Origin of the sequence: Maritimibacter sp. UBA3975 (genome assembly GCF_002384975.1) — a bacterium.
In the GTDB taxonomy this organism is placed as follows: domain Bacteria; phylum Pseudomonadota; class Alphaproteobacteria; order Rhodobacterales; family Rhodobacteraceae; genus Maritimibacter.
On record NZ_DGCP01000017.1, the window covers coordinates 177,779 to 195,298 of the forward strand.

Annotated in this window: 20 protein-coding genes; 10 read left to right on the forward strand and 10 right to left on the reverse strand. The window is 65.7% G+C overall.

Features of this window, described 5'->3' with window-relative positions:
* Nucleotides 1-10 precede the first annotated feature (10 nt).
* The gene (locus B2585_RS17550; protein ID WP_292025233.1) at nt 11-1,693 is read right to left on the reverse strand and encodes a dihydroxy-acid dehydratase; all 1,683 of its coding nucleotides are present in this window, start codon (nt 1,691-1,693) and stop codon (nt 11-13) included.
* Nucleotides 1,694-1,946: 253 nt separating this feature from the next.
* Nucleotides 1,947-2,276, reverse strand: a complete 330-nt coding sequence (locus B2585_RS17555) for a zinc ribbon domain-containing protein YjdM (protein WP_292025234.1) — start codon at nt 2,274-2,276, stop codon at nt 1,947-1,949.
* A gap of 274 nt (nt 2,277-2,550) precedes the next feature.
* On the opposite strand from B2585_RS17555, the gene B2585_RS17560 reads away from it, so the two are divergent.
* Together B2585_RS17560 and B2585_RS17565 are read left to right on the forward strand one after the other, a co-directional pair.
* Entirely contained in the window at nt 2,551-3,024 is a 474-nt protein-coding gene (locus B2585_RS17560) for a thioesterase family protein (protein ID WP_292025235.1), read from the forward strand.
* A 71-nt stretch (nt 3,025-3,095) separates the two neighbouring features.
* Nucleotides 3,096-3,548, forward strand: coding sequence for a DUF4177 domain-containing protein (locus B2585_RS17565; protein ID WP_292025236.1), 453 nt, complete (start codon nt 3,096-3,098; stop codon nt 3,546-3,548).
* On the opposite strand, the gene B2585_RS17570 is transcribed toward B2585_RS17565, so the two are convergent.
* On the reverse strand, nt 3,549-3,806 hold the full coding sequence (locus tag B2585_RS17570) for a BolA family protein (RefSeq protein ID WP_292025237.1): 258 nt from the start codon (nt 3,804-3,806) through the stop codon (nt 3,549-3,551). It lies immediately after the preceding gene.
* Between the two features lie 132 nt (nt 3,807-3,938).
* Here B2585_RS17570 and B2585_RS17575 point away from each other — a divergent pair, with 132 nt between their 5' ends.
* A complete protein-coding gene (locus tag B2585_RS17575) occupies nt 3,939-4,568 on the forward strand; it encodes a J domain-containing protein (RefSeq protein WP_292025238.1) in 630 nt (209 codons plus the stop codon).
* A complete protein-coding gene (locus tag B2585_RS17580; protein WP_292025239.1) occupies nt 4,565-5,422 on the forward strand; it encodes a hypothetical protein in 858 nt (285 codons plus the stop codon). The genes B2585_RS17575 and B2585_RS17580 overlap by 4 nt, the downstream gene beginning before the upstream one ends.
* Nucleotides 5,423-5,438: 16 nt before the next feature.
* Here the strand turns inward: B2585_RS17580 and B2585_RS17585 are convergent, their stop codons facing one another.
* From B2585_RS17585 to B2585_RS17610, 6 genes are all read right to left on the reverse strand, one after another.
* Nucleotides 5,439-6,200, reverse strand: coding sequence for an ion channel (locus tag B2585_RS17585; protein ID WP_292025240.1), 762 nt, complete (start codon nt 6,198-6,200; stop codon nt 5,439-5,441).
* Between the two features lie 169 nt (nt 6,201-6,369).
* A complete protein-coding gene (msrB, locus tag B2585_RS17590) occupies nt 6,370-6,834 on the reverse strand; it encodes a peptide-methionine (R)-S-oxide reductase MsrB (RefSeq protein WP_292025241.1) in 465 nt (154 codons plus the stop codon).
* A gap of 94 nt (nt 6,835-6,928) precedes the next feature.
* Nucleotides 6,929-7,483: a fasciclin domain-containing protein gene (locus tag B2585_RS17595; RefSeq protein WP_292025242.1), complete on the reverse strand. Its 555-nt coding sequence runs from the start codon at nt 7,481-7,483 to the stop codon at nt 6,929-6,931.
* Between the two features lie 213 nt (nt 7,484-7,696).
* Nucleotides 7,697-8,596, reverse strand: a complete 900-nt coding sequence (locus tag B2585_RS17600; protein WP_292025243.1) for a haloalkane dehalogenase — start codon at nt 8,594-8,596, stop codon at nt 7,697-7,699.
* 76 nt (nt 8,597-8,672) lie between these two features.
* Nucleotides 8,673-9,353, reverse strand: coding sequence for an anti-sigma factor (locus B2585_RS17605; protein ID WP_292025244.1), 681 nt, complete (start codon nt 9,351-9,353; stop codon nt 8,673-8,675).
* The gene (locus B2585_RS17610; protein WP_292025658.1) at nt 9,350-9,889 is read right to left on the reverse strand and encodes a sigma-70 family RNA polymerase sigma factor; all 540 of its coding nucleotides are present in this window, start codon (nt 9,887-9,889) and stop codon (nt 9,350-9,352) included. The genes B2585_RS17605 and B2585_RS17610 overlap by 4 nt, the downstream gene beginning before the upstream one ends.
* A 138-nt stretch (nt 9,890-10,027) precedes the next feature.
* Here B2585_RS17610 and cobS point away from each other — a divergent pair, with 138 nt between their 5' ends.
* From cobS to B2585_RS17625, 3 genes are all read left to right on the forward strand, one after another.
* Nucleotides 10,028-11,014 (forward strand): cobaltochelatase subunit CobS, encoded by a 987-nt coding sequence (cobS, locus tag B2585_RS17615; protein WP_292025245.1) that lies wholly within the window; start codon nt 10,028-10,030, stop codon nt 11,012-11,014.
* Entirely contained in the window at nt 10,998-11,990 is a 993-nt protein-coding gene (locus B2585_RS17620; protein WP_292025246.1) for a hypothetical protein, read from the forward strand. Before cobS ends, B2585_RS17620 begins: the two co-directional genes overlap by 17 nt.
* A 223-nt stretch (nt 11,991-12,213) precedes the next feature.
* Entirely contained in the window at nt 12,214-12,597 is a 384-nt protein-coding gene (locus B2585_RS17625) for a hypothetical protein (protein ID WP_292025247.1), read from the forward strand.
* A 64-nt stretch (nt 12,598-12,661) separates the two neighbouring features.
* Here the strand turns inward: B2585_RS17625 and B2585_RS17630 are convergent, their stop codons facing one another.
* Nucleotides 12,662-13,264 (reverse strand): NADPH-dependent FMN reductase, encoded by a 603-nt coding sequence (locus tag B2585_RS17630; RefSeq protein ID WP_292025248.1) that lies wholly within the window; start codon nt 13,262-13,264, stop codon nt 12,662-12,664.
* Between the two features lie 169 nt (nt 13,265-13,433).
* Here B2585_RS17630 and cobT point away from each other — a divergent pair, with 169 nt between their 5' ends.
* From cobT to B2585_RS17645, 3 genes are read left to right on the forward strand one after another with little or no spacing between them, the layout of a single operon-like run.
* Nucleotides 13,434-15,314 carry a cobaltochelatase subunit CobT gene (gene cobT, locus B2585_RS17635; protein WP_292025249.1) on the forward strand — a complete coding sequence of 627 codons (1,881 nt, stop codon included), beginning with the start codon at nt 13,434-13,436 and terminating at the stop codon, nt 15,312-15,314.
* Entirely contained in the window at nt 15,314-17,113 is a 1,800-nt protein-coding gene (locus tag B2585_RS17640; RefSeq protein WP_292025250.1) for an aminopeptidase P family protein, read from the forward strand. Before cobT ends, B2585_RS17640 begins: the two co-directional genes overlap by 1 nt.
* 59 nt (nt 17,114-17,172) lie before the next feature.
* Nucleotides 17,173-17,514, forward strand: a complete 342-nt coding sequence (locus B2585_RS17645; RefSeq protein ID WP_292025251.1) for a DUF427 domain-containing protein — start codon at nt 17,173-17,175, stop codon at nt 17,512-17,514.
* The last annotated feature ends 6 nt before the right edge of the window (nt 17,515-17,520 follow it).

Below are 17,520 nucleotides of genomic sequence, written 5' to 3' on the forward strand. Positions count from 1 at the left end.
GCGACCGGCCTCACTCCCCCTCGTGCGTCAGCGCCCCCAGATGCGCCGGACCGACGAGGGAGGCGTATTTGCGCAGGGTCGGCGTTTCGGGAACCAGCCAGTCGGGCACCGGCGCGGGTTCGCGCGCGGCAAGCTCGCTCTCCGGCACGAGAACGTCGAGCACACGGGTGTCGGCGTCGATCCGGATCATGTCGCCGGTCCTGAGCCGCCCGATCGGCCCGCCTACCGCGGCCTCCGGCCCGACGTGGCCGATGCACAGCCCCCGCGTCGCGCCCGAGAATCGCCCGTCGGTGATGAGCGCCACCTGCTCGCCCATTCCCTGCCCGTAAAGAAGCGCGGTCACGCCCAGCATCTCGCGCATCCCCGGCCCGCCGCGCGGGCCTTCGTTGCGGATCACGATCACGTCCCCGGCGGCGTAGTCGCGCTTGCGCACGGCGGCCACGGCATCTTCCTCGCAGTCGAAGACCCGCGCCGGCCCTTCATGGACCCGGTGCTTCAGCCCCGCGACCTTGAGAACAGCCCCCTCGGGCGCGAGCGAGCCCTTGAGCACCACGACACCGGAGGTGGGCGTCACCGGGTTCCCCGCCGCACGGACAACTGCCCCATCGGCCGCCGGTCCGTCATCCGCGATCTCGCCAATCGTCCGGCCCTCGATATGCAGCGTGTCGCGGTGCAACACGCCTTCGGCGTCCAGCACCTTGAGGAGCGCAGGCGTGCTGCCCGCATGGTGCATGTCGCGCGCCCAGAAGGCCCCGCCGGGCTTCAGGTCCGCGACCAGCGGCACCGACTCCAGTATCCCCGCGATGTCGTCCAGCGTGAACCGCAGCCCGACCTCGTTCGCAATCGCCGGCAGGTGAAGCAGGGCATTGGTCGACCCCCCGGTCGCCCCCACGGCGACGACCGCGTTCTCGAGAGAGGCCCGCGTGATGAGGTCCGAGGGCTTCGGCCCGTCCGCCTCCAGCGCGCGGCGCAAAAGCCCCGCGGCCCGTTTCACAAGCACCAGCCGCTCGGAATAGACGGCCGGAAGATAGGCTGACCCGATGGGCGCCAGCCCCAGCACTTCCGCGACCAGCGCCATCGTGTTCGCCGTGAACTGCCCGGCGCAGGCGCCCACGGTCGGCACCCCGACCCGCTCCATCGCGGCAAGGTCATCCTCGCTGGTCGTGCCCTCATAGACCTGCCCGACGGCCTCATAGACATCGACCACGCCCACCTCGCGCCCCTTCCACGGCACCGGCAGCGCCGCCCCGCCGTAGAGAAAGACCGACGGCCGGTCGATCCGTGCCATCGCCATCATCATCCCCGGCAGCGTCTTGTCGCAGGTCGCGAAGGTCATCAGCCCGTCATAGGCATGGCCGCGCACCACGGCATCCACGCTGTCGGCGATGATCTCACGCGAGACGAGCGAGAAGCGCATCCCCCGGTGGTTCATCGACATGCTGTCGGCCACGGTGATCGTGCCGAAGGCGAAGGGCGTCATCCCCTCGCGCGTCACACCCAGCCGGGCCGCGTCGATCTGGGGGCCGAGCGACATGGTGCAGGGCGTCACCTCGCTCATCGTATGCGCGATCCCGATGAACGGGCTGTCCAGCGCCTCATCGTCATGGCCCATCGCGCGCAGAAAGGCGCGGTGCGGGGCGCGGTCGAGCCCTTCGGTGATGGTGCGCGAATGTCGCTTGCGGCTGTCGGTCATGTCATGCGCCTCCCTGCGTCTTTTGCGGGCAGTGTGGCGCAAACGCAGACGCGGTGCATCCCGATTGTGTGGTGCGTGGGTGGCGCGCGAACAGGACCACCTCGCCCGTCAGTTGCGCCTGACGTGGCCACCCGGCACCGACCCGTCCCATCCGCAAGAGCGCCGAGGGGGCAGCGCCCCTTCCGCTTCGGATCGCGCCCGCGCGAGCCGGAGCTTGCCAAGCGCGGGCGGCCCCGCCGCCCGCTCCGCCAGGTTACCCGGTGACCTTCTTCACGAATTCAGACTTCAGCCCCATCTGCCCGATCCCCGGCACCTTGCAGTCTATATCGTGATCGCCCGCGACCAGCCGGATGCCCTTGACCTTGGTGCCCACCTTGACGACGGCGGAGGAGCCCTTGACCTTCAGGTCCTTGATCACCGTCACCGTGTCCCCGTCGGCGAGGATATTGCCCACGCTGTCACGCACCTCCGCCTCGGCCTCCGCCGTCCACTCATGCCCGCATTCCGGGCAGACGAACAGCGCGTCCATCTCATAGGTGAAGGTCGAAGCACAATCGGGGCACGGCGGCAGGGTATCGGTCATGCCCAGCGCCTAGCCCGCCCGACCGCAAAGCGCCAGCCCGAACAGCCGGGGAGCGGCGCGGTGACGCGGGCGGAGGCCCGACAACCGCCCGCCGCAAAGGTTAACGGCCCCTTGTGCAGACGTGCGTATGTACAGATGTCATACGCTTTGTGCACGCCCTGTGCCTGCCCCCAAAGGCGGCCCCGGCGGCGGTGGTTAACGCACCGACCCCACGTTCCGCTTGCACTCGGACGCCCGCACCCTACCCTCGCAAAAAACGCGCAGGGAGGGACGCATGGGCACGCCGCATATATCCGAGATCAAGACCATCAAGCCGGAGTGGATCGACTACAACGGCCATCTCAATATGGCGTTCTACAACGTGCTGTTCGACAATGCGGCGGATGATTTCTATCCCGAGATCGGCTTTGGCCCTGACTATGTAACCGACCGGAATCACACGACTTATACGGCCGAATTCCACATCTGCTACCTGCGCGAGCTGCATCTGGACGCGCGTGTCCGGGTGCATAGCTGGCTCCTCGATTTCGACGAGAAACGCTTTCACACCTATCAGGAGATCCACCACGAAGACGGCTGGATCGCCGCGACGGGCGAGGCGCTGGGTCTGCATATCGACATGAGCGGGCCGAAAGTGGCGCCGATGCCGCCCGATGTCTACGAACGCCTTGAAAAGTTTCACGAAAAGCACGGCGCCGACCCCTGGCCCGACCGCGCCGGACGGGCCATCGGGATCAAGCGAAAATAGCCTGCACAAACCACGCTTGGACAATCCCGTTTCGATCATGCTAGGCACACACGGCGCAACGGAGAACCGCGATGCAAAGGTATGAATACAACGTCGTCCCCGCCCCGAAAAAGGGCAAGCGGGCCAAGGGTGTGAAGGGCGTCGAGGGCCGTTTTGCCCATGCGCTGTCCGAGTGCATGAACGAGATGGCCGCCGACGGCTGGGAATACCTGCGCACCGACACGCTGCCCTCCGAGGAACGCTCGGGCCTCACGGGCCGGTCGACCGTGTTTCAGAACATGCTGGTGTTTCGCCGCGAGGTGGCGCCGGATGTCGTGGGGATCGGCCGCAGCGTCGATGAGATCGCCGCCGATTCCGCCCCCCGCCTGCCCTCCGCCACCGAGGCTAACACCGTCGCCGCCTCTGGCACGATGGCCGACGCGGTCGAGAATGACGTGCTGGCCGAGGAGGCCGACGACGAGGACGCCAAGGACGCCGCGCCCGAAGAAAAGAAGACCGAGCCGACGGTATCGGTCGTCAAATAATCAGGCTGAGATGTCGAGCGCGAGCGCGTGGATCTTGCCCATGAGCTCCGCCCCAAGCGCCGCGTGAACGGCCCGGTGACGGGCGATCCGGCTTTGCCCCTCGAACGCGTCCGCCACGATGCGCACGCGGAAATGGCTCTCACCCGACCCGTCGTCGCCCGCATGGCCAGAATGCAGGTCGCTCTCGTTCACGACCTCCAGTTCACGCGGGGCGAATGCCGCCTCCAGCGCCGTCCTGATCTCGTCTTCGCGGGCCATGTGTTGTCCTTTCTCCCCTGTCGGGGCGGTCACAAAAGTTTTTCGGCGGTGCGCCGCCTTTTTTCGGACGGTCCCTTCTCACGCGCCCAAAATGCTCTAAACTCCCTCGTCCGAGTCTAAAAGAGTGTGTTCATGGACAAGAGCAGCGATCCTTTCGGGTTCGACATGTCGGTCTCCGCGGCGAAGAAGAAGCGCACGCGGGGAAAACGAGGCATGTCGGGCGCCTTCGAAACCTCCACCCGGGTCTGCGAACATCCGGGATGTCAGGAGTCCGGGCAATACCGCGCGCCGCGCAGTCCGGATCACCTCGACGAATACCTCTGGTTCTGCAAGGACCATGTGCGCGAGTACAATCTCAAGTGGAACTTCTTCAACGGCGCGACCGAGGAAGAGATGGACGCGCAGGAAGCCAAGGACCGGGTGTGGGAGCGTGATACGCAGTCCTTCCGCTCGGCCGCCGAACAGCGCGCATGGTCGCGTCTGGGTGTCGACGATCCGCATCAGGTGCTGGGCGCGAACGCGACGCAGAATCCCGGCAAACAGGCTTCCGGCACCCGCCGCCTGCCCCCGACGGAGCGACGCGCCATCGAGATTCTCGACGCGCGGGACAACTGGTCCAAGGCCGAGGTGCGCAAGGCCTACAAGGCGCTCATCAAGGTGTTGCACCCGGACATGAACGGCGGCGACCGCTCGCAGGAAGAGCAGTTGCAGGAGGTCGTCTGGGCCTGGGACCAGATCAAGGACAGCCGGAACTTCAAGTGACTGGGCGCCGTCTCCTCGTCACCGGGGCGACGGGCAACGTGGGGCGCGAGGTGCTCGCCGCCCTCGCAGGCTCTGGACACGAGGTGGTCGCGGGTCTGCGCGACCCGGCCCGGTGGGACGGGGATTGCCCGGCGGTGACCGTGGACCTTGCCACCGGGGCCGGGCCGGACGGCCCGTTCGACGCCATGTTCCTCATGCGCCCGCCGCAACTGGCAGATCCCGCGCCGTTCCGCGCCTTTCTCAACCGCTACGACCGCGCGACCCGGATCGTGTTCCTGTCGGTCGCCGGGGCGGAGCGGAAGTCCTACCTGCCCCATGCCAAGATCGAGGCCGTCATAAGCGAGATGGGCTTTGCGCATTGCCTCGTGCGGCCGGGCTATTTCATGGAGAACCTGACGACGACGCTGGCCGGGGAACTGTCGCGGTCGGGCAAGATCGTCCTTCCCGCCGGGTCGCTCGGTTTCGACTGGGTGTCTGCGCGCGACGTGGGGGCGGCGGCGGCATGGGCGATGACGGCGCAGACGGCGCCCGAGGCTGTGCGGGTCACCACCGGGACGGGCGTGGGCTTTGCCGAAGCGTTGGAGATCGTGAACCGGGCCGCCGGGACCACGTTCCGGTACGATCCCAAATCGGTCCTCGGCTTCGTGCGCCATGCGCGGCGGAACGGGGAGGCATGGCCTTTCATCGCCGTGATGCTCATGCTCCACACGCTCCCGCGGCTGACGCGCGAAACGATGCAGGCCGGCGACGTGGGCGAGGTGCTCGGTCGCGCGCCGGAAACCCTGCCGGAGTGGGCCGCGCGCAATGCCGACGGCCTGCGGGCGTTGCAGGCGGATCAGCGGCGCGGGGCGTGAGCGCCCGTGACGGCGCCTATACCACGCCTTCCGTTTCGATTTTCACCGTCTCGCCGCAGTGCTTGCAGTGTACCGCGTCCGCGTCGTGCAGCATCAAGCCACAGGTCGGGCATTCGTGCTGCACCTTGGGCGGGCGAAAGAGCGCGGTGGCCAGCCGCAGGAACAGCGTAATGCCGACGATCATCACCAGCACCGCAAGCATCCGCCCCCATGTGCCTTCGAGCGTGATGTCGCCGAACCCCGTGGTGGTGAGCGTGGTCACGGTAAAATAGAGCGCGTCGGCGTAGTTGGAGATCTGCGGGTTCTGGCCGTATTGGGTGGCATAGATCAGGCCCGTCATCACGAAGAGAAAGACGACGAGGTTGGCCGTGGCCAGAAGCACCTGCTCATTCTGCCGGAAGAAAGCGAAGTCCTGCCGGAGCCGGGCGGCAAGCTGGTAGGTGTGCAGGAGCCTCAGCGTGCGCAGGATCCGCAGGAAGCCGAAGCCCTCGCCCGCGATGGGGGCGAGGAAGCTGACCATCGCGACGAGATCGGCCCAGGTCGAAAGCTTCATGAAGTGGCGGGTCTTGGATGCGGCGACGGTGGCATGGGCGATGAAGTCGGCGAGGATGATGACGCCGATCACGAGGTCGATGATCTCGATCGCCCGGCCATGTTCGAAGAAGGAGGTCGCGATGACGAACAGGATCGTCGCGATGTCGAAGCCGAGCAGGGTGTAGCGGAACCGGTGCGCCCGGTCCGTCTCGCCCTCGTACAATTCGCGCAGGAATGCCCGCATGGCCCGCCTCTCTTTCCGGGACACAAAAACAGCGCCCTGCCGGGAGGGCAAGGCGCTGATGATACTCGTTACAAACTGGGTGCGGCGGACCGGGGGACGGGACAGACATATCGGCCCGCCGCTGGGACCGCGCCAAACTGGGTCGGCACGGCCCGTTTCTTGACCGGCGTTATGCCGGCGCGAAAGTCAGGCTGACGCCATTGATGCAATGCCGTTTGCCGGTGGGCTCGGGGCCGTCATCGAAGATGTGACCTAGGTGAGAGCCGCAGCGGGAACAGTGACACTCGGTGCGAACGGAGAGGAGTTTCCGGTCGTCCTTGGTGCCGATGGCCCCGGACTTGGCCTGGTAAAAGCTCGGCCAGCCTGTGCCGCTGTCGTACTTCGTCTCGGACGCGTAGAGCGGCTGGTCGCACCCCTTGCAGAGAAACGTGCCGGTGCGGTTCTCGTCGTTGAGCGGCGAGGTATAGGGACGTTCGGTCCCCTCTTCGCGCATGACGGAATACTCCAGCTCGGTGAGCATGGCGCGCCATTCTTCCTCGGAGCGCGTCACCTCGTAGGTTACGCCCGCCTTGCCGGCGAGGGCCGGCGTGGCCAGGGCGGCCAGGGCAGTTGTCAGGAATGAGCGGCGTTTCATGTCGGTCTCCTTGGGTTGCGTGCGTTTCTGGGAGGCGGGCAGGAGGCGCGACTGCTGCCACGCGCCCCCTGCCCTCTGCTCGATGCCCCCGGGATTACATCGCGGGCAACAGAACCTCGTCGATCACATGGATCACGCCGTTCGACTGGTCGACATCGGCGATGGTCACTTCCGCGACACGGCCGCGCTCGTCTTCGAGCATGATCATGTCACCGTCGTAGGTGGCTTGCAGGATGCAGCCGCCGACGGTTTCGACCGGGTGGGTGCCGCCATCGTCATCGACCATGCCCTTGATCGCCATGGACATCGCGTCGGCCGCGACGACGTGGCAGGTCAGCACCTTGGTCAGTGCGGCCTTGTTTTCCGGCTCGAGAAGCGTCTCGACCGTGCCCGCCTGAAGGTTGGCGAAGGCGGCGTTCGTCGGCGCGAAGACCGTGAACGGGCCGGGGCCGGACAGCGTCTCGACGAGGCCGGCAGCCTGCACGGCGGCGACGAGCGTGGTGTGGTCGGCCGAATTCACGGCGTTCTCGACGATGTTCTTGTCGGCGAACATGGCGGCGCCCCCGACCATCGGGTTGTCCTGCGCGGCGGCGGCCCCTGTCGAAAGCGCGAGGGCGGCGGCGGCGGTGAAGAGTTTGTTGCGAAGCATTGTAGTCTCCCTGTGTGTGTAGCCCCGTCCTTGTGGCCGGGATCACTGGAAGCCACGGGCGGTGTGCGGCTCTAGTTTCAGCGGGGCTGAAGAATTTCAGGCGCCTCGACAAAAAGTTCTTAATTTCAGCTACTTATAGCCGATAAATCTTCGCATTTTTTTCGGGCGCCGAGCTGCCGGAGCCCGGCGAGGCCGGTGGCGGGGCCGGTCTGGTCAGTCGATATCGCCGAAATGGCGCAGGGCCGCTTCGGCCACCGGGCCGCCCCACTCCTGCACGAAATGCCCGGCCTCTTCGATGATCATCGGGGCCGGGCAGCCATTGATGGTGTCACGCAGTGCCTGCATCACCGGAACGCCGAGGACCGGATCCTGCGCGCCGATGGCCATGAAGCTCTCGCCCGCCCAGTCGCTCTTCCAGAACGCCCGGGCGCGTTTCGCGGTTTCGATTCCATCCATGTCCGGCGCGACCATGACGAGTTGCGGGAACCGGCGCACCCCGGCCTTGTAGCGCTGGTCCGGGAACGGGGCCTCGTAGGCGTTCGCTTCGGCCTCGCTCAGATGCGGGCAGGAGCGCTTCATCAGGGCGGCGCAATCCAGGTCCGGGCGGCTGGCGACGTAATCCTTCCACGCCTGAAACCCATCGCCGAGGCTTTCACCCACCGGAATCCCGGTGTTCATCACGATGAGGCGCGAAAAGCGGTCGGGGTCGTCCACTGGCAGGGTCAGGCCAAGGATGCCGCCCCAGTCCTGCACGACAAGCGTGACGTTGCGCAGGTCGAGCCGCGCGATGAGGGCACGCATCATGTCGCGATGGAAGTGGAAGGTATAGATGTCGTCCGACACCGGCTTGTCAGAGCGTCCAAAGCCCAGCCAGTCCGGGACGACGACCCGGGCACCTGTCCCTGCGAACACGGGGATCATGTGGCGGTAGAGGTAGGCCCAGGTCGGCTCCCCTGGCAGGCAGAGGAAGGTGCGGGGGGCGTCGGCGGGGCCCTCGTCCAGATAGTGGACCCGCAGGCCTTCGTACCCCGGCAGGTCGTCGACGTAGTTCGGGGCGAAATCGTAGCCGGGGAGGTTTTCGAACCGGTCTTCCGGTGTCCTCAAGGCTTCCATGGCTATCCCCCTTCCCTCATGGCTGTTGGGCCATACTGGTCGCAGACACCTGTGGTGGCAATCTTCGCGTGGGAAGTCAGAGGGTTTCGACGGGCCCCGTCGCAATCACCGGGCCGGTCGGCGCGCCCGTGGGGGAGCCGCCCGGAGGTTCGACGGAAATCGCGAGCGTCGCACCGGCGAGTTGCCGCGCGATGTCGGGATCCACGGCAAGGCGCGCCGGTTCATCATCGGGCAGGAGGCCCATGGAAACCGGCTGATTGTCCCCCGCGATGATCCAGAGCTCCCGCACGGTGCCCTCTTCCGGGGCGTCGGTTTCAGGCCGCACGAACAGTTCGTTGGTCTCGCCGTCATAGCCTGCGGCGAATATCAGCGTGCCTTCCGCGCTTGCGAGGTCGATGTGATAGACCGGGTCAGCCGGCGGCCGGACAAGATCGCCGGGCAGCGGCACGAAGAGCAACATGACGGCAAGGGCACCGGCCAGAAGGCCCGGAATACCGGCGAGAAGCCAGCGCGGGCCGGTCGCACCGCCAAAGAGATCGCGCTCGAGGTGACGCCAGACGCGGGACGGCGGCGGCACGGCCTCCACCTCGTCCGTGAGCTGGGCGAAGTCCTCCTGCCACGCAAGAACGAGCGCAGCCAGACCCGGTTCGCGCGAAATCCGAGCGCGGAACGCCGCGGCGTCCTCCATCGACATCAGGCCAAGCACGTATTCCCCGGCTTGGGCACGGTCGTCATCTGGCAGCTCGGTCTCGCTCATGGTTCGAGACATTCCCTCAGTTTGATCAGGCTGCGGCGCAGCCAGGTTCGCATCGTGTTCAATGGCACGTCGAAGTGCCGGGCGAGATCCGCATAGGAATCACCCTCGAGATAGGCGCGGCGCACAGCCGTCGCCCGGTCTGGTTCGAGCGTGCTGAAACACTCCTCGACCCTCTTCGCCTCGGACGCGGCGACGGCCCGGGCTTCGGGCCCAGGTGCGGCGTCGGGCATTTCGGCAATCTTGTCGTCGCCTTCCGTCGTCTTGCGGACGCGGAGCCGATCGATCGCGTGGTTGCGCGCAATCGTGATGAGCCATGTCATCGGACTCGCACCGCCGGAGGCATAACGCTTGGATCCTTTCCAGATCTTCACGTAGGCTTCCTGAAGCGCATCTTCGGCTTCGCCCCTGTCCTTCAAGACACGGAGCGTCACGCCAAAAAGTTTCGCCGATGTGTGATCATATAGATTCTTGAACGCAGATCGGTCCCCAAGGGCGCAGCGGGCGATCCAGTTGTCGATCTCGTCTCTCGTAGCCATGGCACCTCGTGAACCTTCCGCCACTGTAGGGATTATCCTGCGTCACGCAACGGATGCCACGTCTTGCCCCCCCTTTTCCTCGCCCGCCATTGCTTTATGGTGCCGCGTCAGACGAAATGACGGCGCAAGGGACACCGCATGGCTGACGGAACGAGTGATATCAACGCCAAACCGACCGAAGATGTTTCGGTGCGCGAGGTGTTCGGCATCGATACGGACATGCAGATCAAGGGGTTCGCCGAGGCGACCGACCGTGTGCCGGATCTGGATTCCACTTACAAGTTCGATCCCGACACGACCATGGCGATCCTCGCAGGCTTCGCCCACAACCGCCGGGTCATGATTCAGGGCTACCACGGCACCGGCAAATCGACGCATATCGAGCAGGTCGCCGCGCGGCTCAACTGGCCGACCGTGCGTGTGAACCTCGACAGTCACATCAGCCGCATCGACCTGATCGGCAAGGATGCGATCAAGCTGCGCGACGGCAAGCAGGTGACCGAGTTCCACGAGGGCATCCTGCCCTGGGCGCTGCGCAACCCGGTCGCCATCGTGTTCGACGAATATGACGCGGGCCGTGCGGATGTGATGTTCGTCATCCAGCGCGTGCTGGAGCATGACGGCAAGCTCACGCTGCTCGACCAGAACGAGATTCTCACGCCCAACAAGTTCTTCCGCCTGTTCGCGACGTCGAACACGGTGGGTCTGGGCGATACGACCGGCCTGTATCACGGCACGCAGCAGATCAACCAGGCGCAGATGGACCGCTGGAGCCTTGTGGCGACGCTGAACTACCTGCGCCACGATGCCGAGGCCGCGATCGTTCTGGCGAAAGCGCCGCATTACAACACCGAGAAGGGCCGCAAGCAGATCAACCAGATGGTCACCGTTGCCGACCTGACGCGGACCGCCTTCATGAACGGCGACCTGTCCACGGTCATGTCGCCGCGGACCGTCATCAACTGGGCCCAGAACGCCGAGATCTTCCGCGATGTCGGCTATGCCTTCCGGCTGACCTTCCTCAACAAATGCGACGAGCTGGAGCGCCAGACGGTCGCCGAGTTCTATCAGCGTTGCTTCGACGAGGAGCTACCGGAGAGCGCTGCGAATGTCGCCCTCGGCTGACCAGGACACCACGTCCGGGGGTGGCGACACCCCCGACGCGGAACGGGCGGAGGACACGCCGCAGGATCTGTCGGTCATGCGGCTCAACCTCGGCGGCGCGGGCATGTTCGGCTCGGTCAACACGGCCGTCGGCTTTGCGCATCTGGCCGAACAGGACGGACGGAAACTCGTCGCCACCTGGCCCGACAGCGTCTATCGCGACAAGATGTTCGGCAAGACCGACCCTTGGGCCTATTACTTCCAGCCCTTGTTCGACGGTGTGCATTGGGTCAAAGGCATGGCCAATGCCCGCCTGCACTACCCGGATACGGTTCTGACCGAGGATCATCCGATCTGCCCGCGCTACCGTCACGGCCTGCGCGACGCGCTCGCCCTGCCGAAGGACCGGCATCTGGGGGGCGAGTTGCTCAAGAAATTCGTGCGGCCGAAGCTCATCACCCGCGCTTTCTTCAACGACTTCGCGCAAGCGTTCTTCAACGGCCCCGTGATCGGCCTGCACCTGCGTGGTCCCGGGCGGCTCGACGGCGGGGCCGCGCGTCTGCGCCAGCTGATCGACCCCGCGAACCCGGTGCCTTACGAGCATTACTTCTACGCCGTCGACAAGGCGCTCCGTGGGAAACCGAAGGCAAAGGTCTTCTGCTGCTCGGATTCGCTCGAGGTGATCCGCAAATGCCGCGAGCAATGGGGGGACCGGGTGCTCGTCTATCCCGCGTCACGCTCGGAGTTCGGCGAGATGCACGACAGCCACGAGAAGAACGCGGGCAAGGTGTTCTCGCCCTACAAGCTCGGGATCGACATCATCGCCGAGGCGCACCTGCTGGCCAAGTGCAGCCATTTCGTGCACGGCAATTCCAACGTGGCGAACTATGTTCTGTGCCGGGCGCCGAACCTCGAGAACACCTATGTCTACGAGCGTGTCGACCGGCAGTACCGCACCGAAGTGGACGCGTTGCAGGCGGCGGGCGTGATCTCCTGACCGGCACCTTCGGAAGCCTTCACGCATCCCGGCTGAAATAACACTCTGACATTTAAGCGTTTCGCTCGGGCCAGCCCCGTCGCGATCGCTTGTCTGATTACCAATCCGGCAACCATTTCCTGGGAAAATGCGTTGGAGGTGAGACGGCGGGTCGCGCGTCGCGGCCCGAAAGTTTCCAAACTGCGCACTTGATTGGCGCAAAACTTGCTGGAAAGCTCAATTCATGAGCAGGTTGAAAACAATCATTCAGGCGACAGGCCTTGCCCTCATGCTCCCTTCGGCCTCATGGGCCGTATCCACCGACCTTGTCGGCCAGTTCGCGACCTGCACAGGTCGGCTCTCGGCCCAGATGGAATTCCAGTGGCTCCTTGGCGACGACACCGCCGAACGGACCGAGGCCGAGCGCGCGACGATGATCGCGCTGCTTGAAACGGTGACGCCACCGGATCGTCGGCGCGATGCACTGGCCCGTCGGATCGAGGCGAAACATGCCCAGACCCGCCTCCTCACCCGTGCGACGTTCAACGACAACGCGGCGGATGCGGACTGGGCCGCGGACCGGGCGGCGCTGGAGATCGGGAGCTGCCGGGCACTGATCCTGTCTTAGGGTCGCAAGGCAGACGAAAACCCGCCACGACGGGCGGGTTTTCGCGGTTGCTTTACGGTTCGGCTCAGGCGGCTTTGGCCTGATCTTCCCGGCGCGCCTGCATCGTCGCGCGCGCCCACCAGGCGAGATCGTCGAACATCGCGTCAGCGGAGGGGGCGAGGATTTCGTCCACTTCGGACATGGGGCCATCGGCGCCCATCGGGTGCACCTTCATCAACTCGCCGCCGGCAAGGTGAACGGCGTGACGGATCGGAGCCATCTGAAGCTCTACACCGATGCCGCGCAGGTGCTCAACGGCGCGGGCCGCGCCGACACCGCCGTAGCCCATCGCCGCCATCGGCTTGTGAACCCACTCGACATAAGCCTGATCGAGCGCGTTCTTCAGAGCGCCGGTGATCGAGTGGTTGTATTCGGCGACGAGGAAGATGTAGCCGTCGAACTCGGCCACTTTACGCTGCCACTTGATGACGTTCGGGTCCTGCGAGGGCGCCCACATGTTCGAGGCGACCTCGTTGAACAGCGGCAAGTCGAAGTCGCGCAGATCGACGAGCTCGACATCCATGTCGGTGCGGGCTTGCGCTTTCTCAAGCAGCCAGGCGGCGGGTTTGTCTGCGAAGCGGGTCTCGCGGGTTGACCCGATGATAAGAGCGATGCGGGGTTTGGTCATTGGGGTATCTCCTGATGCGTCTGTGCTGACCTAGACTTGAGCGCACAAAGCCCCGGCTTCAACAGGGGCTTCGGTGCGAAATTGCGCAGAGTCTGTGCAGTCGCGGCATGGTGCCGATGCCGCCGCGTCTGCGCTTGCCCCCGCCCCGGCCCGATGATTTAACTCCCCCATGGCAAAGAGCCCCGACAATCCGGCCGACCCGTTCAAGAAGGCGTTGGCAGAAGCGACGAAGGTCATGGCGGACGACCGCGACCTTCAGGTGAGCTATTCCGTGGACCCCTCCGGCACTTCGGGCGATACGATGCGCCTGCCGCAGGTGACGCGGCGCATGAGCCGCGAGGAGGTTCTGCTGGCACGCGGCACCGCCGATGCGCTCGCCATGCGGCACAAGTTCCATGATACCGGCACCCATTCCCGATACGCGCCGACCGGCGACATGGCCCGCGCGATCTATGAAGCGATGGAGACGGCGCGGTGCGAGGCGATGGGGGCACGGGTCATGCCCGGCACGGCCTCCAACATCGACCACAAGATCGCCGAGGACGCGGTCAAGCGCGGCTTCCCCGGCATCACGCAGCAGACCGATGCGCCTCTGCCGGACGCCGCCGGGTATTTCGTGCGGCAAATGGCGACGGGCCGCGACCTCCCCCTCGGCGCGAACGAGGTGATGAACCTCTGGCGCGACTTCATCGAGGGACAGGCCGGCGACACGTTCGAAAGCCTTCAGGACAAGCTGTCGGACCAGTCGAGCTTCGCCAAGTTCGCGCGACAGGTGATCGACGATCTGGGCTACGGCGACCAGCTGGGCGACGATCCCGACGACAACATGGACGACGACCAGCAGGACGAGGCCGAGGAGGACGACGAGGACCAGCAGGACCAGGAGGGCGAGGAGAACGCCGACGAGTCGGAGGACGACAGCGGCGCCACGCCCGAGCAGGAGCAGGATCAGCAGCAGGACGATACCGAGGCGCAGGTCTCGATGGACGAGCTTGCCGACGAGGAGATGGGCGATGAGGCCGAGATGCCCGAGGCCGACGCGCCGATGGAGCCGCCGCCCCCGCCCCCGGCCTCGGAGGCTGACCCGAACTACAAGGTCTATAAAGGCGACCATGACGAGGAAATCCGGGCCGAAGACCTCGCCGAAACCGCCGAGCTGGAACGCCTGCGCGCCTACCTCGACCAACAGCTCGAACCGCTCAAGGGCGCGGTCGGGCGGCTTGCGAACAAGCTGCAACGGCGGTTGCAGGCGCAGCAGAACCGGTCGTGGGAGTTCGACAAGGAAGAGGGCGTGCTCGACGCAGGCCGGCTTGCACGCGTGGTTGCGAACCCGACGACACCCCTGTCGTTCAAGGTCGAGAAAGACATGGAGTTCCGCGACACGGTCGTGACGCTCCTCCTCGACAATTCAGGCTCCATGCGCGGCCGCCCGATCTCCATCGCCGCGATTTGTGCCGACGTGCTTGCCCGGACGCTGGAGCGCTGCGATGTGAAGGTCGAGATCCTCGGCTTCACCACTCGCGCGTGGAAGGGCGGTCAGGCCCGCGAACAATGGCTGGCCGACGGACGCCCGCAAGCGCCCGGGCGGCTCAACGATCTGCGCCACATCATCTACAAGTCCGCCGACGCGCCGATGCGGCGCACGCGTGCGAACCTTGGCCTGATGATGAAAGAGGGGCTGCTTAAGGAAAACATCGACGGCGAGGCGCTTGAATGGGCGCATCGACGGCTGATGGGGCGGCATGAAGCGCGCAAGATCCTCATGGTGATCTCGGACGGGGCGCCGGTCGACGATTCCACGCTTTCGGTGAACCCGGCGAACTACCTCGAGAAACACCTGCGCGACGTGATCGCGATGGTGGAGCGCAAGAAGATCGTGGAACTTCTGGCCATCGGGATCGGGCATGACGTGACCCGCTATTACGACCGGGCGGTGACGATCACAGATGTCGAACAGCTCGCGGGCGCGATGACCGAGCAACTTGCGGCCCTGTTCGACAGTGACCCAAGGGCGCGGGCGCGGATCATGGGGATGCGGAAAGCTTCGTAATGTTTCAGACGTTCGAGACCACGGCGGACCCGACACAGGGCGCAGAGCGGCTGACCCGCCTGCGGGGCGAAATGCGCGCGGAAGGGCTCGACGGGTTCTTCGTGCCGCGCGCCGACGCCTATCAGGGCGAGTATGTCGCCGAGTGCGATGCGCGGCTTGCCTGGCTCACCGGCTTCACCGGCTCGGCCGGGTTCTGCATCGCGCTCGCAGATGAGGCGGGCGTGTTCGTCGATGGCCGCTACCGGGCGCAGGTGCGCGGTCAGGTCGATCTGGACGCCTATACGCCCGTCGACTGGCCCGAGATCAAGCCGGGGCCGTGGCTGGCGGAGCGGCTTTCGTCCGGGGCCAAGGTGGGGTTCGATCCGTGGCTGCACACCGCCGGGGAAATCGCGACGATCGAGACGGCGCTCAAACGCAGCGGGATCGAGATGGTTGCCTGCGACAACCTCGTGGACCGGATCTGGTCCGACCGCCCCGCCCCGCCCGCCGAACCCGTGGTGGATCATCCCGTCGATCTCGCCGGGCAGACGACAGCGGCCAAGCTGGACGCGCTGGTCGAACGCCTGCGTGACGCAGGCCAGAGCGCGGCGATCCTTACGGCACCGGATTCGATCTGCTGGCTTCTCAACATTCGCGGGAACGACATCCCCCGCGTGCCGGTGATGCAGGGCGTCGCCATCGTTACCGATGCGGGCAAATGCCTTGTCTTTGCGACACCGCGCGACTTTTCCGCCGTCGCGCCGGGTGGCGACACCATCGCCTTCGCGGATGTCGCCGACTTTGCCGAGGCGTTGAGCGAACTCACCGGCCCGGTCCGAGTGGACAAGGCGACCGCGCCCATTGCCGTTTCGCGTATTCTCGAAGACGAAGGCATCGAGGTAGAGTGGGGCCAAGACCCCTGCGCCCTGCCCAAGGCGCGCAAGAACGAGGCCGAAGTGGCAGGGTCGCGCGCGGCCCACCTGCGCGATGCGGCGGCCCTTGTCGAGTTTCTGACGTGGTATGACGCGACGGTGACGCAGGGCGGAATCACCGAAATCGACCTCGTGACCGAACTTGAGAGCCAGCGCCGGGCGACGAATGCGCTGCGCGACATCTCGTTCGAGACCATCGCCGGCTCCGGCCCGAACGGCGCAATCATGCACTATCGTGTAACCCGCGAGACGAACCGGACGCTCGTCGACGGCGACCTCGTGGTGCTGGACAGCGGCGGGCAGTATGCCGACGGCACCACCGATATCACCCGCACCCTGCCCGTGGGCGACGCGGGGGATGAGGAGCGTGCGGCCTTTACCCGCGTGCTCAAGGGCATGATCGCCATTTCCCGGGCGCGTTTCCCGACCGGCGTGGCCGGCGCGCATCTCGACGCGCTCGCGCGCTATCCGCTCTGGCTTGCGCATCAGGATTTCAACCACGGCACCGGTCATGGGGTCGGTTCCTACCTGTCCGTCCACGAGGGCCCTCAACGCCTGTCGCGCCTGTCGGACGTGCCGCTGGAGCCGGGGATGATCCTGTCGAACGAGCCGGGCTATTACCGCGACGGCGCGTTCGGTATCCGGATCGAGAACCTGATCGTCGTGACCGAAGCCGTGCGACCGGCCACCGGCGACGACCGCGCCTTCCTTGCCTTCGAAACGCTGACCTTCGTGCCGATCGACCGACGCCTGATCCTGACCGACATGCTGGACCCGGGCGAGCGCGACTGGCTCAATTCCTATCACCGCAGTTGCCTTGAAAAGCTCTCGGGCCGCGTCTCGGCCCCCGCCCATCTGTGGCTGACGCGCGCCTGTGCGCCACTTTGACACAGAACAGTCACGAAAAACCTGCTAGCATCCGTTCCGCAGGGACAGAGGAGACCGGCATGGCCGACCATATCAAGATACGAAAAGCCCGGGGCAAATGGGTTGTGCGTGCCGGCGGCGCTGTTCTGGGCGAAACCAGCAACGCGCTCGAACTCAGCGAAGGCGATTACCCGCCGGTGATCTACTTCCCGCGCGCGGACCTCGCCATGTCGTTCCTCGAGGCGACCGAGACGACGAGCCACTGCCCGTGGAAGGGCGATGCCACTTATTTCTCGATCCCGACAAAATCCACGGTGATCAAGGACGCCGCGTGGTCCTATGAAAACCCGATCGACGAGGTCTCGGCGATCAAGGACCACATCGCCTTCTACCCGGACCGCGTCACGGTCGAGGAACTCTGACCTTCT